The sequence below is a fragment of the Microbacterium deminutum genome (assembly GCF_039530205.1).
GTDB lineage: Bacteria > Actinomycetota > Actinomycetes > Actinomycetales > Microbacteriaceae > Microbacterium > Microbacterium deminutum.
On sequence record NZ_BAAAOG010000004.1, the window covers coordinates 163500 to 176891 of the forward strand.

Genomic DNA, 13392 nt, shown 5'->3' on the forward strand with positions numbered 1-13392 from the left:
GGCACTCACTCCAGTTCGGGCGTCCGCGGGGGCGCCGTCCGGCGCGGACGAAGCGACTCGAAGGCGGCGGCCCACGCCAACAGGTCGCGGTCGCGATACGCCCCACCTACGAAGGTCAGGCCCACCGGCATGCCGATGTCGGCCATCGTTCCCATCGGGACCGTGACGGTCGGGATGCCGAGATGCCGGATCGCGAGGTTGCCGTTCGCGACCCACACGCCGTTGCGCCAGGCGAGCTCGGCGGATCCCTCGTCGATGTCGGCATCCGCAGGTCCGACATCGGCGACGGCGGGGAAGATCACGGCGTCGAGACCGAGCCCCGCCATCCACTCCTCGAGATCAACGCGGCGCGTCTGCTCGAGCCCCTCGAGCCCGGCGCGGATGAGCCCGGACAGCGGGCCGTCGAATGGGTCGATGATGCCGTCAGCGCGGGCACGGGTGACGTACTCCGCGATGTCGATGTCGAAGTCGCCGTATCGGTCGGGGAGTGCGCCCTCGGGGTGCGGGAAGATCCGCGGGCCGTCCACCTCGGCGAGGGAGGAGAGTCCGGGCTGCCCGTTCGCGGCGAGGAAGTCGTGCCACGACCACATCGAGAGGTCCCAGATCTCGGCGTCGAAATACTCCGCCGGCACGATGCCGCGGTCCATGATCGACGGCGCGCCGGCGCGGTCCGCCTCGTAGTTGCTCACCACCGGGAAGTCGATGACGACGACCTCGGCACCTGCGGCCTCGAGGTCCGCGCGCGCCGCGCGCCAGAGGTCGAGCACCGAGGGGCGCGGCTCGATGCGCTCGCCGGTCGGGCCGCCGATGCCGCGGCCGGTGCCGGCATCCGGATCCTCTCCGAGATACATCGCGGGGACGCCGAAGCGCTTTCCTCGAAGCGTTCCGGATGCCGATCTCGGCCCTTTCGCCGCCCGGGCCGCGAAGGGCTCGGGCCGTGCCGCGCTCGAGGCGGGAACCGCGATCCACGGCTGCGCACGCCAGAAATCGCCCCGGGACTGGGAGTCGTCGGCGACGAGCACGTCGAGCACCTCGAGCAGGTCGGCCATCGTCCGGGTGTGCGGGACGACGACGTCCATGGTCGGCACGAGCGGCCAGTTGCCCCGCACCGAGATGATGCCGCGCGACGGCGTGTACGCGCACAGCGCGTTGTTCGACGCCGGCGCGCGGCCGCTGGACCAGGTCTCTTCGCCGAGTCCGAACGCCGCGAAGCTCGCCGCAGTCGCGGTGCCCGACCCGTTCGACGAGCCGGAGCCGAACGCCGATGTCAGGAAATCGGCGCTGTACGGACTCTCCGCGCGCCCGTACAGGCCACGCTGCATGCCGCCGTTGGCCATCGGCGGCATGTTCGTCAGCCCGATGAGCACGCAGCCGGCCGCGCGCAGGCGCTCGATCGAGAACGCGTCACGGGTCGCGACCAGGTGGGCGAAGGCGGGCGACCCGGCGGCGACCGTCATCCCGCGCACCATGAAGCTGTCCTTGGCGGTGTACGGGATGCCGTCGAGCGGCCCGAGCGTCCGGCCCTCGCGTCGGCGCAGATCGGACGCCGCGGCGTCGGACTTCGCGCTCGGATCGAGCTCGATCACGGCGTTCAGGCGGATGCCGCCACGATCGTATGCGTCGATGCGGGCGAGGTACGCGTCGACGAGCTCGACGCTCGTGGTCCGGCCGCCTTCGAGTGCTTCGCGAAGCTGCGCGATCGTGGCCTCCACCACGGGGAACTGCGCAGACATCAGGCGTACCGGTCGGTCGTCTGGTCCTGTCGCATCGCCCGCTCGATCACGGGCAGGGCGAAGGGGGGAGGCGTCGATGGCTGCTGCTGCGTGATGCAGTGGATGCCGCCGCCCCGCGCCAGGATCGGGCGCGCGTCGATCGTGACGACCTCGCGGTCGTAGGCATCGGCCAGGATGCCGGCCGCGCGGCCGTCGCCGGCCGGCTCGCCGTATCCGCACGCGATCACGCCGCCGTTCACGACGAGGTGGTTGGCATAGTTCCAGTCGACGAAGCCGTCATGATCGCGAAGCGTTTCGGGGGCGGGCAGCTCGATGAACTCGAGGCTGCGGCCCGCGGCATCCGTCGCCTCCTGCAGGACGTCGCGCACCTGGCGCACCACCGCGTAGTCGGGGTGCGAGGCGTTGTCCTGCCAGTGCTGCAGCACGACGCCCGGCCGCGCGAAAGAGGCGACCATGTCGACATGGCCGCGCGTGCCGGCGGATTCGTAATCGCGCGTGAGCCCGCGCGGCAGCCAGATGACCTTGGTGGCGTGGAGGGTGCGCCACATCTCCCATTCCACGCGCTCTTTCGTCGCATAGGGGTTGCGGCGCGGGTCGAGCTGCACGGTCTCGGTGAGCAGCACCGTGCCCTCGCCGTCGACGTGGATCGCACCGCCTTCGTTGACGAGCGTCGAAGGCAGATGCACGGCGCCGGACCGCTCGGCGACGAACCCGGCGATCCTGTCGTCGCGCTCCCAGGTCGCCCAGGCGCCTGCTCCCCAGCCGTTGAACGTCCAGTCGATCGCGCCGAGCGCGCCGTCGTCGCCGATGACGAACGTCGGCCCGATGTCGCGCATCCAGAAGTCGTCGAGCGGCGCCTCGACCACCTCGATCTCGCCCGTGAGCCGACGGCGCGCCTCGCCGAGCGCCGACGGGTCGACGACCATCGTGACCGGCTCGAAGCCCGAGACGGCGTTCGCGACAGCCGCCCAGGCGTCGCGTGCCTCGTCGGCCGAGGGGGCGTCATCGCCGAGGGTGTTGCCGACACGGGGGAAAGCCATCCACACACGGTCCTGCGGTGCCCATTCGGGCGGCATCGTCCAGGTCATCGTCATCCGCTCTCTGGCGGCCGACGCACCGCCCTGTGCCGGGTCTACTGTCGGCCCCGACACCGATCATGGCGCAGATGACGGCCTGCGTCAGTCCTCGAAGTCCTCTTCGTCGGGCCAGGCCGCGATGTCGACGCCGTGATTCTCGGGGGAGGCGAGCGTTCACCACTCCGGAGCGTGCGAATCGTCGGCGATCCGGCCACCCGCGGCGAGCGCCGCGTCGACCCGCTTGCGCTCGATCTCGGCCGGGACCGAGACGTCGATATGGATGCGCCCGCGGCCCGGCGCGGGACAGGCCAAGATGGAATCATGCCCCAGATCCCCACCCTGACGCTCAACGACGGCACCTGGTTCCCCGAGCTCGGACTCGGCACCTACAACCTGCGGGGAGAGGAGGGGATAGCCGCCACGGTGGCCGCCATCGAGACGGGCTATCGCCTGCTCGACACCGCGGTGAACTATGAGAACGAGCGCGAGATCGGCGAGGCGGTGCGGCGCAGCGGTTTGGCGCGCGACGAGCTGCTGGTCACCTCGAAGATACCGGGGCGTCACCACGGACGCGAAGAGGCCGTCGCCAGCATCGAGGCGTCGCTGCGCACGCTCGACCTCGAGCGGATCGATCTGCAGCTGATCCACTGGCCTAACCCCAGCGTGGGCAAGTACGTCGACACCTGGCGCGGCATGATCGAAGCGCGCGAGCGTGGCCTCGTGCGCTCCATCGGCGTCTCGAACTTCACCGAGGCCATGCTGACCGAGCTCATCGACGAGACGGGCGTCACGCCGGCGGTCAACCAGGTCGAGCTGCATCCGTACTTCCCGCAGGGGGCCCTGCGCGCGTTCCACGCCGAGCACGGCATCCGCACCGAGAGCTGGAGTCCGCTGGCCCGCCGCAGCGAGCTGCTGACCGAGCAGGTGCTGATCGAGCTCGCCGAGATCCACGCCGTGACGCCGACCCAGGTCGTGCTGCGCTGGCACGTCGAGCTCGGCAGCACGCCGATCCCGAAGTCCGCGGACCCCGAGCGGCAGCGTGAGAACGCCGACGTGTTCGGGTTCTCGCTCACCGACGAGCAGGTCGCCGCCGTCTCGGCGCTCGAGCGGGGTCGGCTCTGGGGTGCGGATCCCGACACCCACGAGGAGATGTAGGCGCTGATGGCACCGACCCCGTTCGAATCCCTCGACGACTACATCTCGCTGCCCCGGATCGAGGCGCTGGCGCTCTCGCCCGACGGCACGCAGGCCGTGCTGACCGTGGCCGTGCTCAAGAAGGATGCCACCGCGTACGAGCGCTCGCTGTGGACGGTGCCGTCCGACGGCTCGGGCGCCCCGAGGCGGCTCACCCGGTCGGCGAAAGGCGAGGCCGGCGCGGCCTTCACGGCGCGCGGCGACATCCTGTTCGTCTCGGCGCGCCCCGATGCCGACGGCGAAGCGGATGACGAGTCCGGACAGCTGTGGCTGCTCCCTGCGGGGGGCGGCGAAGCCCGCGCCGTGACCCGCCTCGCTGGAGGCGCCTCGCAGATCGCCGCCGTGGCCGAGGCCGCGGATCGCCTGGTGATCGGCGCGGAGCTGCTGCCCGGAGCGGACTCGCTCGAGGCCGATGCGAAGCTGCGCGCCCTGCGCAAGGAGAAGAAGGTCTCAGCGATCCTGCACGACGCCTACCCCGTGCGGTTCTGGGACCATGACCTCGGTCCGGCTGAGCCGCACCTGCTCGCGATCGACCTCGACACGCTCGAAGACACCGTCGCCGCGGTGGTCGCCGAGTCCGACGCTTTGGCGACCGCTGCCGCGGCGGCCGACACGGAAACGGATGGCGCCACGGACGCGCCCGCGGATGCCGGAACCCCCTACCCTGTCACCCTCCCGCGACCGCGCGACCTCACGCCCGCTGCCCATCGGACGGTCGATCCCGACCAGGTGGCCGTCTCGCCGGACGGCGCGACCGTCGTCGCATCCCTGCAGATCAGCGAGCAGCGGGGCGGCCGGTTCGCGCTCGTCTCCATCGATGTCGACAGCGGTGAGCGGACGACCCTGTTCGACGAAGGGGATGTCGACCATGAAGCGCCCGCCATGAGCCACGACGGAACGCGCATCGCGTACCTGCGCTCGCCGCGGAGCACCCCGGAAGGACCCGCCGACGTCGAAGTGTGGACGGCCGGCATCGACGGCTCATCCCCCCGGCGCCTTGCTGCCGGATGGGACCGGTGGCCCACCTCGCTCACTTTCGACCGTGACGACGGCGCCCTCATCGCGACGGCCGATTCGGATGGGCGCGGACCCGTCTACCGCATCCCGCTCGACGGGTCGGCTCCGCTGCAGCTGACGAGCGACGACTTCACCTACACGCACGTCGCGGTGGATCGCTTCACGGGCGACCTCGTGGCCCTGCGTTCGTCGTGGATCGCGCCGCCGCATCCGGTGCGCATCGGCCGTGACGGCGCCGTGGCCCCGCTCGCTAGCCCGGCGCCGCTGCCGGCCGCGCCCGCAACGATCGGCGAGGTCGAGGCCACCGCCGAGGACGGCGCCCCGGTGCGCGCGTGGCTGCTGCTTCCCGAGGGGGCGTCGGATGCCGCGCCCGCGCCGCTGCTGCTGTGGATCCACGGCGGACCGCTCAGCAGCTGGAACGCGTGGAGCTGGCGATGGAACCCGCTCCTCGCCGTGGCGCGCGGCTACGCCGTGCTGCTGCCCGATCCTGCGCTGTCGACGGGCTACGGCCTCGAGTTCATCGCGCGGGGATGGAACAGCTGGGGCGGCAAGCCCTACACCGACCTCATGGCGATCACGGACGCGGCCGTCGCGCGGCCGGACATCGACGAGACCCGCACCGCGGCGATGGGTGGATCATTCGGCGGCTACATGGCGAACTGGGTCGCCGGGCACACCGACCGGTTCCGCGCGATCGTCACCCACGCGAGCCTGTGGGCCCTCGACCAGTTCGCAGGCACGACCGACAGCTCGGTGTACTGGCAGCGGATCTTCACGCCGGAGGCGATGACCGAGCACTCGCCGCACCGATTCGTGCGCGACATCCGCACCCCGCTGCTGGTGATCCACGGTGATCGAGACTATCGCGTGCCGATCGGCGAGAGCCTTCGGCTGTGGTCGGAGCTGGCCGAGCACCATGCCGCAGCGGACGGCTCGACCGTGCACCGCTTCCTCTACTACCCGGACGAGAACCACTGGGTGCTCAAGCCCCAGCACGCGGTCGTCTGGTACCAGACCGTGTTCGCGTTCCTCGACGAGCAGCTGCACGGCGGGGAGTGGCACCGACCCGAGCTTCTGGGATAGCCGGGACTATTCGTCGGGAGCGTCGGCGCCGCCCGACGACGCTCCGCCCTGCGCTCCCGACGCCCGCCGATCCGCTCGCGCGCGGGCGTCGTCATAGGCGTCCTGCAGCAGTCTCAGCACCGTCGCCATGGTCTTGTCGGCAGGGACGACCACCGAGACCCAGCCGAGAGCGCCGTACACAGGATGCGGCATCACGACATCCTCAGCCGCGTAGTCGCTCCACGTGAAGGAGCGCGGGTCCTCGCCGGTCAGCTCTTGGAACGCCGCCCGCCCGACGTGGATGTTGACCCGGTAGCGGCCCTCGGCGTCGAGCTGCGACCGCGTGTCGTCGGGGTAGTCCTTCGTGACCAGGGTCGCGAACGGCTGCACGTTCTGCGGCACCTGCCCGTCGGGCGCGTAGTAGAAGAAGCAGTCCCCCCAGGCGATCTCGGGCGCTCCGCTGTCCTCGTCGGGCACGAGGACCAGGATTCCCTCGAGGGAACGGGCAGCGTCGAGAATCTGCGCCATGCTCATACGTCCAGTCTCGGCCTGGCACCCCGACGGCGGAAGACGGCAGGAGGGTGGATGCCGCGGCTCAGCCGTCCGGCAGGGCGGCGAGCCATTCCGCGAAGGTCTGGCGCCCGAGGATCGGGTCGTTCTGGGGCAGCAGCGATCCGTTGCGCTGCGCCCGGCCGAGCGCACCCGGCAGCGAGACCTCCGGGATCCAGCCACGATGCCCGATCGCCCGGGCATAGGAGCGCACCATGTCCGCGAGGCTCTCTTCCCGCGGCCCCGCGAGCTCGCGGACGCGACCCCCGGGGCCGTCCTCGGCGAGGGTGACGAGATGCTCGGCGACCTCGCGCACCGCGATCGGCTGCGTCCGCGCCCGCGGCGCGAGATGCATCGGCCCGGCCTTCGCGGTGTCGAACATGAGCGCCGCGAACTCGTGGAACTGCGTCGCGCGCTGGATCGTCCAGGGGATGTCGCCGGCCTCGATGATCCGCTCCTGGCTGAGCTTGCCTGCGTAGTAGCCCTCGGGCGCCGCGTCGACTCCGACGATCGAGAGGGCGATGTGGTGCGTGACACCGACTTTGCGCTCCGTCGCCAGCAGGTTGCGGGTCGCGCCGGCGAAGAACGACACGGCCACATCGGTCTTGATGCTGCCGATGTTCGACACGTCGATCACCGTGTCAGCACCCACAAGGGCCTGAGGCAGCCCAGCTCCGCTCACGAGATCGACACCGCCGTACCGCGACAGCGGCACGGCATCATGGCCGCGACGCCGTGCGATCTCGACGACGTGCCTGCCGGTGAGGCCGGTGCCGCCCGCTACCGCGATCCTCACGCGACCACTCCCGTTCTGGTGCGAGACGTCATCGGTCGGGTCCCGGGGTCTTCTCGCGCGCCCGCGCCAGGGTTTCGGTGGCGAGTTCGGCGGGCTCCGGCAGCGCGGAACCGGGTGGGCTCGGCTCGATGTCGGGGGCGGCGAGCGTCGCGATGACGACGCCCGTCAGCGCGATGGCACCGCCGATCGCCTTGATCGGATCGAGCGGCTCGCCCAGCAGCAGGGCGAATCCGTACCCGAGCGCAGGGATCGCTGCGGTGGCGACGCCCGACACGGCGGCGGGCAGCCGCTCGGCGCCGTAGTTGAACAGGACGAGCGTCGGCGCCGTGACGACGAGCGCGAGGATCAGGATGCTCACGAGTCCGCGCACATCGCCCGGCACCGCGATCGTGCCGCTGAAGGCCTCCCACGCCAGCCAGGGGAGCATGATGATCGTGCCCCACACCCCCGTCGCTGTGGCCAGCACGATGGCGTCCGGCGCATCCGCCGACCCGGCGTCCTTGCGCAGCAGCACCGTGTACAAGGCGTACGACGCCAGTGCGACGATGTTCAGGAGCACGCCGACATCGACACGGAATCCGGATGCCGCGACCAGGCCGACCCCGAGCGTTGCGAGGGCGAGTCCCCACCAGGTGCGTCGGGTGGGCCGCTCATGGATCAGAAGCACCGCCGCGCCGGCGGTCAGCACCGGAAGGAACGCGGCCGTGAGGGCTGCGGTGCCCGGCGTTGTGAAGAGCAGTCCGATGTTGGCGAAGGAGTAGTACAGCGTGACTCCGGTGAGCCCGAGCAGGATCGTCCGCGGCTGACGCAGCGTCCGAACGAGTCCCGGTCGGCGTGCCGCGAGCGGGATCAGCACGAGCAGCGCGATCGCGAACCGGCCGACCGAGAGCACCGCGGGAGATGTCGTCTCGAGCGCCCAGCCCGACACGACGTACGCCGCCGACCAGAGGACGACCGACACGCCGATCGCGGCGAGCGGAAGCCAGCGATGGGACACGGTCGACCAGTCTAGGCGACCAGGCGGCCGCGCCCTCGTCCGCGACCGCGGGCTCGCAGTGGACGGCACGCTCGACCTCGGCGGTCAGGCCACGTGATGGATCTCGCAGTCGCTTCCGCGCGACAGGATCGACTGATGGCCGTCGTCGTACCGCACCACGAGGAGCGGGTCATCCCCCTCGCCGCGGACCTCGATGACTTCGCCGGAGTGGTCCGGCATCCCGACCGATCGACCGTGGATGGTGACGCGATCGCCTACGCTGACTCGCATCTCGATCACCTCCTGGGCATACGATACGACGCCGTGCGAGGACGTGCCAGGCCTGGTGCGCTATAGTTGCGCGCCGTCGTCGTCCCGGTTCTCGAGCCCTACGTTGCGGCCGCGCCACGACTCGTATGCCATCAGCCAGCCGATCGACACCGCTCCGGCGAGCACGACTCCGAGCCACACGTTGCCCCAGATCATCCCGAACACGATGCCCGCGGCGAACATCACGGCCGTGCCGAAGGCCCAGCCCGAGTGTCCTCGGGTCCATCGCTTCGACGTCGACGCCATGTCGTTCAGACTAGGGCCTGCGCCGCGGCGAGGTCACTCCTGCGCGGCGTTGACGGCCACCATCCAGTCGATTCCGTAGCGGTCGGTCAGCATGCCGAACTTGCCGCCCCACGGCGGGGTGTCGAACGGCATCGTGACCGAGCCGCCGTCGGAGAGCTTCTGCCAGTAGCCCTCCAGCGAGGATTCGTCATCGCCGCTGACCGACACCGAGATTCCGGCCGGCTTCTCGTACTCCATGCGACTGGGGGTGTCGGCGCCCATGAGCACGAAGCCGTCGGGCGTCTCCAGCTGGGCGTGCATGACGAGGTCCTGCTCGGCGGGGTCGTCGGTCATGCCCGGGTACTCGGCGAACGTGCTGACCGTGAGGTCGCCGCCGAACACGCCGCGATAGAACTCCATCGCTTCGCGCGCCTGGTTCTTGAAGGAGAGGTAAGGGTTGAGGCTGGGCATTTCCATACTCCAGAGATCGATTGATTCAGGGTGGATGCCACGCCCGGCCGCGTGGCGCGTCAAGTGTCGCGCGGTCCTCCGACATCCGCAAGGACATGCGGATGTCGGGCATGCGAACGATCACCGATCGCGGTGATCCTGTGGATGCACCCGCGGTCCACGACGGGGCTCCCGCGGTGCGCCGCTCGTGCCGAGGAGGCGGATGACGCGCTGGCGGTGCCCTGCCCAGGGCGCGAGGAGCTCGAGCATTCCGTCATCGTCGACCCGGCGACCGATGAGGGCGTAGCCGACCTCGTGGGCCAGATGGTAGTCGCCGACGCTGACCGCGTCGGGGTCGCCGAAAGCGCGGATGCGCGTTTCAGCCGCCGTCCACAGGCCGACGCCGCGGACGCTCGTGAGCACGCGGTCCCGGCCGGCTCCGTTCGGCTCGGCCTCCACCGCGCGGACGATCGACGCGCCCCGCCGGGCGGATTCGACGACGGTCCGCGCCTGCGGCGGCTCCAGGCCCGCACGATGCCACGCCCACGACGGGATGCCGCGCCAGCCGTCGATCGACGGTGGGGCGAACAGCGGACGCGGCGTCGGTCCCGGTGCGCGCTCGCCGAACCACGTCACGATGCGCCGCCACGCGCCGAAGGCCTGCATCCCGGTCACCTTCTGCTCGAAGATCGAGCTGGTGAGCGCATCGAAGACGAGGTCGGTGCGGCTCAGCCGCAAGCCGGGGCTGCGTCGGTGGGCCTCGGCGATGAGCGGATGGCGGGACGCGTCGAATTCGCGCGGGTCGTCGTGCTCGCCGCACAGCGCCGGAAGCTGCGCCAGCGCCCAGCCGGCGCCCGGACCCCAGGCCGCGCCGCGGATCACGCCGGGATGCGTCTCGCGCAGAGCGAGCGTCGCGACTCCTTCGGGCGTGCGGCTGGCCCGCCAGATGACCCGCCCCGCGACCGTCATCGAGGGGTCCCCGCCGCCGCGGCGCTGATACAGCACCGTCCGGCCCAGGTCGAGCGGATGCCGCGGCCGGTACTCGGTCTCGCGTGGACGGCCGGGGTCCGGGCGAGGGTCCCGTGCCGCCGGCCTCGCCGCGACATCCGCGCCCCGGAGCGGCGCGATACGCGTGAGCGAGGTCGTCATGCGCTCACCCTACGCGCCGTGCTCCGACATCCGGTGCCGTCGACGTCCGGATGTCGACGGGCTGTCTCAGAAGCGGTCCGGTGAAGGCGTGCCGTGGCCGTAGCGGATCGCGACATCCGCGTGACGGTCGAAGCGGTAGCCGACTCCGCGCACGGTGCGCACGATGTCCTCGTAGCGGCCGAGCTTGGCGCGCAGGCGCCGGACGTGCACGTCGATCGTGCGCTCGCCGGGTGCCTCTTCCTCGGTCGCTCCCTGCCACAGCGAGTTCACGAGCTCGGTGCGCTCGATGGTGCGGCCTTCGCGCAGCACCAGGTACTGCAGCAGCTCGAACTCCTTGAACGTGAATGCGGCCGAGTCGCCGTCGATGAGCACGCGCTTGCGCGAGATGTCGACGACGACTCCGCCGGCGGCGCGGTCCTCGTCTTCGGGCTCCTCCTGCTTGGTGCGGGCGATGGCCGACGGTTCGTGCAGCGCGAGGCGCACGACATCCACATCGCGGCCGCCCGAGCCGACCGGCGCGAGTGCGACGGTGGCGTAGGTCTCGGCGTCGGGTGCGAGTTCGGCCAGGGTGCGGCGGAGGGCGTCGACGAGGACGCCGAGATTGACACCGGATGCCGCGGCCTTCTCCTCGTCGATTCCGACGTAGAGCGCGAAGCCGCGCGGTGCCGTGCCGGCGGGCAGGTGCCGCTCGGGCTGGGCGGGGGCCGACGCCGGCTGTTCTGCGGCTTCGACCGTGCGGACCGGGCCCGTGACGGCGCGGAGGTGACGGGAGGGGGCGTGCGCCAGCGAGCCGGGGGTTTGGGGCGTAGCCCCATTGGGGGCGTGCGCCAGCGAGCCGGGGGTTTGGGGCGTAGCCCCATTGGGGGCGTGCGCCAGCGAGCCGGGGGTTTGGGGCGTAGCCCCATTGGGAGCGGACGGTCGTTCGAGGAGAGCGGTGTTCGACATGATGATGGTCCTTGCGGAAGTGAACCCCGGCCGCTGTGCGGCCCGGAAAGGGTTCGGGTGTGCTGCTGACTGCCCGGCGATGCGGGCTGGGTGCGAGGCATCCGGATGTGCGTGATCGACGCATGGACCGATGCTTCGGGGAACTCCTCGTACCGCGATTCAGATGCGGTGCAGGAGTCCGGCCGGGGTCACCGTGCTAGTGGCACATTCGACAACACAGAGCAACACGGCCGGCCATCATCATGCCGGCAGTCCCGTTCGCCTCCCAGGCGGACAGAGAACGCGCGTTGTCAGTCATGTGCCCGATTATGACGGACTGCGTCCCAATGAGTCAAATCGCCCGGATGCGGCATCCCGAACGTGACGAAATGTGTCACATTGCTCAGTCCCGGCGCTGTCCTGTGTTTGGGGCGCGCTTCCTCCATCGGGGCGAAGACCATCCGCCCCAACGGACGGATCGTGCCCCAGACCCGGGGGGCGGATGCCGCCGCCACCGGCGTGCCGGTGCTCCGGCCGCTCCTGCTCGAGTTCCCGGACGACCCGGCGATGCTGCACCTCGACCGGCAGTACCTGCTCGGCTCCGACATCCTCGTGGCGCCCGTGTTCACGGCAGACGGAGTGGTCGAGTTCTACCTTCCGGCCGGCGAGTGGACGAACCTGCTGACGGGGGAGTCCGTGGCGGGCGGTGCGTGGCGGCGCGAGACCCACGGTTTCGACAGCCTTCCGCTGTACCTCCGGCCCGGCGCGGTGCTGCGTGGGGCGCCCGTACCGACCAGCCCGACTACGACTACCTCGACGGGCTCGAGCTGCGGGTCTTCCCCGGCGGCGGAGGTGCGCGCGATATGGTCGTCACGACCCCTGACGGACGAGCGACGGCATTCACGGTCGACGTCGGTGCCGAGTGGGCCCGAGGCGCGCTCCGAGCGGGATGCGGGCTGGGCACTGGCCTGGGGAGCCGGAGCCTCATCGGCGGCTGCGGAGGGCGGCCGGGCGGTGCTGGCGCGATGATCGGTGTCGAACGGATTCGGACGGTGAAAGACGGCGGTCCGTGGTTCGGCGACCTCGCTCGCAGCCGCGTGCTGACCGAATGACGCGCCACGGCGGGGCAGCGGCCCCGGGGTCGCGGTGCGGGCGTACCCTTTCGGGGTGACCGACCTGCGCTTCACCCATGAGCCCGACGCCTCGCGGTACACCCTGCATCGCGGCGACGATCTCGTAAGCGTGCTCGACTACCGGGATGACGGCCGCACGGTCGTGCTGACGCGGGCTTACACGGTGCCCACCTTCCGAGGCAACGGGTACGCCGGCGAACTCGTGGACCGTGCCGTCGCGCACCTCGAACGCCGCGGCGGGCGCACGGTCGTGCCGATGTGCTGGTACGTGGCGGACTGGTTCGAGGCGAACCCGGGCCGTCGCGGCATCCTCCACGAACGGCGCAGCGCCTGATGCAGATGGAAGACGTCTTCACAGCGGTCGCTGTCGGGTTCGAGGTGATCGGCGCGGCCGCGATGATCGTCGGCTTCCTCATCGCGCTCTGGCTGGGCTTCCGGTCGCTGCAGCGGGGCGACGGCGGCCGGGCCGCGTTCACAGTGCTCCGCACGACGCTCGGGGGCGCCATCCTGCTCGGGTTGGAAGTCCTCGTCGCAGCCGACCTCATCCGAACGATCACATCGAAGCCGTCGCTCGAGGACGCCGCGATCCTGGGGCTCATCGTGCTGATCCGGACGATCCTGTCGATGTCGATCCAGGTCGAGATCGAGGGCGTCCTGCCGTGGCGGCGTGCGATGCTCACGAGCGGCGGTCAGCTTCTCGGCCAGGCCATCGGAAAGGATCGCGCGGCCGGCGCCGCCGCGGCCGGCACGCCGCAGACGCCCGCCGGCCAGTAGTCGC

16 protein-coding genes are annotated in these 13392 nt (G+C 70.9%); 5 read left to right on the top strand and 11 right to left on the bottom strand.

Going from position 1 to position 13392, the window contains the following annotated elements:
* Positions 1-5: 5 nt before the first annotated feature.
* From ABD212_RS12380 to ABD212_RS12390, 3 genes are all read right to left on the bottom strand, one after another.
* Positions 6-1733, bottom strand: a complete 1728-nt coding sequence (locus tag ABD212_RS12380) for an amidase (RefSeq protein WP_344095052.1) — start codon at positions 1731-1733, stop codon at positions 6-8.
* The gene (locus ABD212_RS12385; protein ID WP_344095054.1) at positions 1733-2821 is read right to left on the bottom strand and encodes an agmatine deiminase family protein; all 1089 of its coding nucleotides are present in this window, start codon (positions 2819-2821) and stop codon (positions 1733-1735) included. The genes ABD212_RS12380 and ABD212_RS12385 overlap by 1 nt, the downstream gene beginning before the upstream one ends.
* 162 nt (positions 2822-2983) lie before the next feature.
* A complete protein-coding gene (locus tag ABD212_RS12390) occupies positions 2984-3121 on the bottom strand; it encodes a hypothetical protein (RefSeq protein ID WP_344095056.1) in 138 nt (45 codons plus the stop codon).
* 9 nt (positions 3122-3130) lie between these two features.
* Between ABD212_RS12390 and ABD212_RS12395 the strand changes: the two genes are divergently transcribed.
* Entirely contained in the window at positions 3131-3964 is an 834-nt protein-coding gene (locus ABD212_RS12395) for an aldo/keto reductase (RefSeq protein WP_344095058.1), read from the top strand.
* A gap of 6 nt (positions 3965-3970) precedes the next feature.
* A complete protein-coding gene (locus tag ABD212_RS12400; RefSeq protein WP_344095060.1) occupies positions 3971-6103 on the top strand; it encodes a S9 family peptidase in 2133 nt (710 codons plus the stop codon).
* Between the two features lie 6 nt (positions 6104-6109).
* Here the strand turns inward: ABD212_RS12400 and ABD212_RS12405 are convergent, their stop codons facing one another.
* The 8 genes from ABD212_RS12405 to ABD212_RS12440 form a co-directional block, all read right to left on the bottom strand.
* Positions 6110-6616, bottom strand: a complete 507-nt coding sequence (locus ABD212_RS12405; RefSeq protein WP_344095062.1) for a DUF6194 family protein — start codon at positions 6614-6616, stop codon at positions 6110-6112.
* 61 nt (positions 6617-6677) lie between these two features.
* Positions 6678-7427, bottom strand: a complete 750-nt coding sequence (locus ABD212_RS12410; RefSeq protein ID WP_344095064.1) for an SDR family oxidoreductase — start codon at positions 7425-7427, stop codon at positions 6678-6680.
* Between the two features lie 28 nt (positions 7428-7455).
* Positions 7456-8424 (bottom strand): DMT family transporter, encoded by a 969-nt coding sequence (locus ABD212_RS12415; protein WP_344095066.1) that lies wholly within the window; start codon positions 8422-8424, stop codon positions 7456-7458.
* Between the two features lie 84 nt (positions 8425-8508).
* Entirely contained in the window at positions 8509-8694 is a 186-nt protein-coding gene (locus tag ABD212_RS12420; protein ID WP_344095068.1) for a DUF1918 domain-containing protein, read from the bottom strand.
* Positions 8695-8754: 60 nt separating this feature from the next.
* Positions 8755-8979 (bottom strand): hypothetical protein, encoded by a 225-nt coding sequence (locus tag ABD212_RS12425; RefSeq protein WP_344095070.1) that lies wholly within the window; start codon positions 8977-8979, stop codon positions 8755-8757.
* A gap of 33 nt (positions 8980-9012) precedes the next feature.
* Positions 9013-9429 carry a VOC family protein gene (locus ABD212_RS12430; protein ID WP_344095072.1) on the bottom strand — a complete coding sequence of 139 codons (417 nt, stop codon included), beginning with the start codon at positions 9427-9429 and terminating at the stop codon, positions 9013-9015.
* Between the two features lie 120 nt (positions 9430-9549).
* Positions 9550-10557, bottom strand: a complete 1008-nt coding sequence (locus tag ABD212_RS12435; protein ID WP_344095074.1) for a DNA-3-methyladenine glycosylase family protein — start codon at positions 10555-10557, stop codon at positions 9550-9552.
* A 66-nt stretch (positions 10558-10623) separates the two neighbouring features.
* On the bottom strand, positions 10624-11502 hold the full coding sequence (locus ABD212_RS12440) for a winged helix-turn-helix domain-containing protein (protein WP_344095076.1): 879 nt from the start codon (positions 11500-11502) through the stop codon (positions 10624-10626).
* A gap of 459 nt (positions 11503-11961) precedes the next feature.
* On the opposite strand from ABD212_RS12440, the gene ABD212_RS12445 reads away from it, so the two are divergent.
* The 3 genes from ABD212_RS12445 to ABD212_RS12455 all read left to right on the top strand — a co-directional run bounded on the left by ABD212_RS12445 (position 11962) and on the right by ABD212_RS12455 (position 13388).
* Positions 11962-12510, top strand: coding sequence for a hypothetical protein (locus ABD212_RS12445; protein ID WP_344095078.1), 549 nt, complete (start codon positions 11962-11964; stop codon positions 12508-12510).
* A gap of 138 nt (positions 12511-12648) precedes the next feature.
* Positions 12649-12948 carry a GNAT family N-acetyltransferase gene (locus tag ABD212_RS12450; RefSeq protein WP_344095080.1) on the top strand — a complete coding sequence of 100 codons (300 nt, stop codon included), beginning with the start codon at positions 12649-12651 and terminating at the stop codon, positions 12946-12948.
* Positions 12948-13388: a DUF1622 domain-containing protein gene (locus ABD212_RS12455; protein ID WP_344095081.1), complete on the top strand. Its 441-nt coding sequence runs from the start codon at positions 12948-12950 to the stop codon at positions 13386-13388. The genes ABD212_RS12450 and ABD212_RS12455 overlap by 1 nt, the downstream gene beginning before the upstream one ends.
* Positions 13389-13392: the final 4 nt, after the last annotated feature.

Bases quoted from the DNA above. Each gene is read 5' to 3' on its own strand.
- ABD212_RS12380 (WP_344095052.1), bottom strand. From the start codon at position 1,733: ATGTCTGCGCAGTTCCCCGTGGTGGAGGCCACGATCGCGCAGCTTCGC.
- ABD212_RS12385 (WP_344095054.1), bottom strand. From the start codon at position 2,821: ATGACCTGGACGATGCCGCCCGAATGGGCACCGCAGGACCGTGTGTGG.
- ABD212_RS12395 (WP_344095058.1), top strand. From the start codon at position 3,131: ATGCCCCAGATCCCCACCCTGACGCTCAACGACGGCACCTGGTTCCCC.
- ABD212_RS12400 (WP_344095060.1), top strand. From the start codon at position 3,971: ATGGCACCGACCCCGTTCGAATCCCTCGACGACTACATCTCGCTGCCC.
- ABD212_RS12405 (WP_344095062.1), bottom strand. From the start codon at position 6,616: ATGAGCATGGCGCAGATTCTCGACGCTGCCCGTTCCCTCGAGGGAATC.
- ABD212_RS12420 (WP_344095068.1), bottom strand. From the start codon at position 8,694: ATGCGAGTCAGCGTAGGCGATCGCGTCACCATCCACGGTCGATCGGTC.
- ABD212_RS12425 (WP_344095070.1), bottom strand. From the start codon at position 8,979: ATGGCGTCGACGTCGAAGCGATGGACCCGAGGACACTCGGGCTGGGCC.
- ABD212_RS12430 (WP_344095072.1), bottom strand. From the start codon at position 9,429: ATGCCCAGCCTCAACCCTTACCTCTCCTTCAAGAACCAGGCGCGCGAA.
- ABD212_RS12435 (WP_344095074.1), bottom strand. From the start codon at position 10,557: ATGACGACCTCGCTCACGCGTATCGCGCCGCTCCGGGGCGCGGATGTC.
- ABD212_RS12440 (WP_344095076.1), bottom strand. From the start codon at position 11,502: ATGTCGAACACCGCTCTCCTCGAACGACCGTCCGCTCCCAATGGGGCT.
- ABD212_RS12455 (WP_344095081.1), top strand. From the start codon at position 12,948: ATGCAGATGGAAGACGTCTTCACAGCGGTCGCTGTCGGGTTCGAGGTG.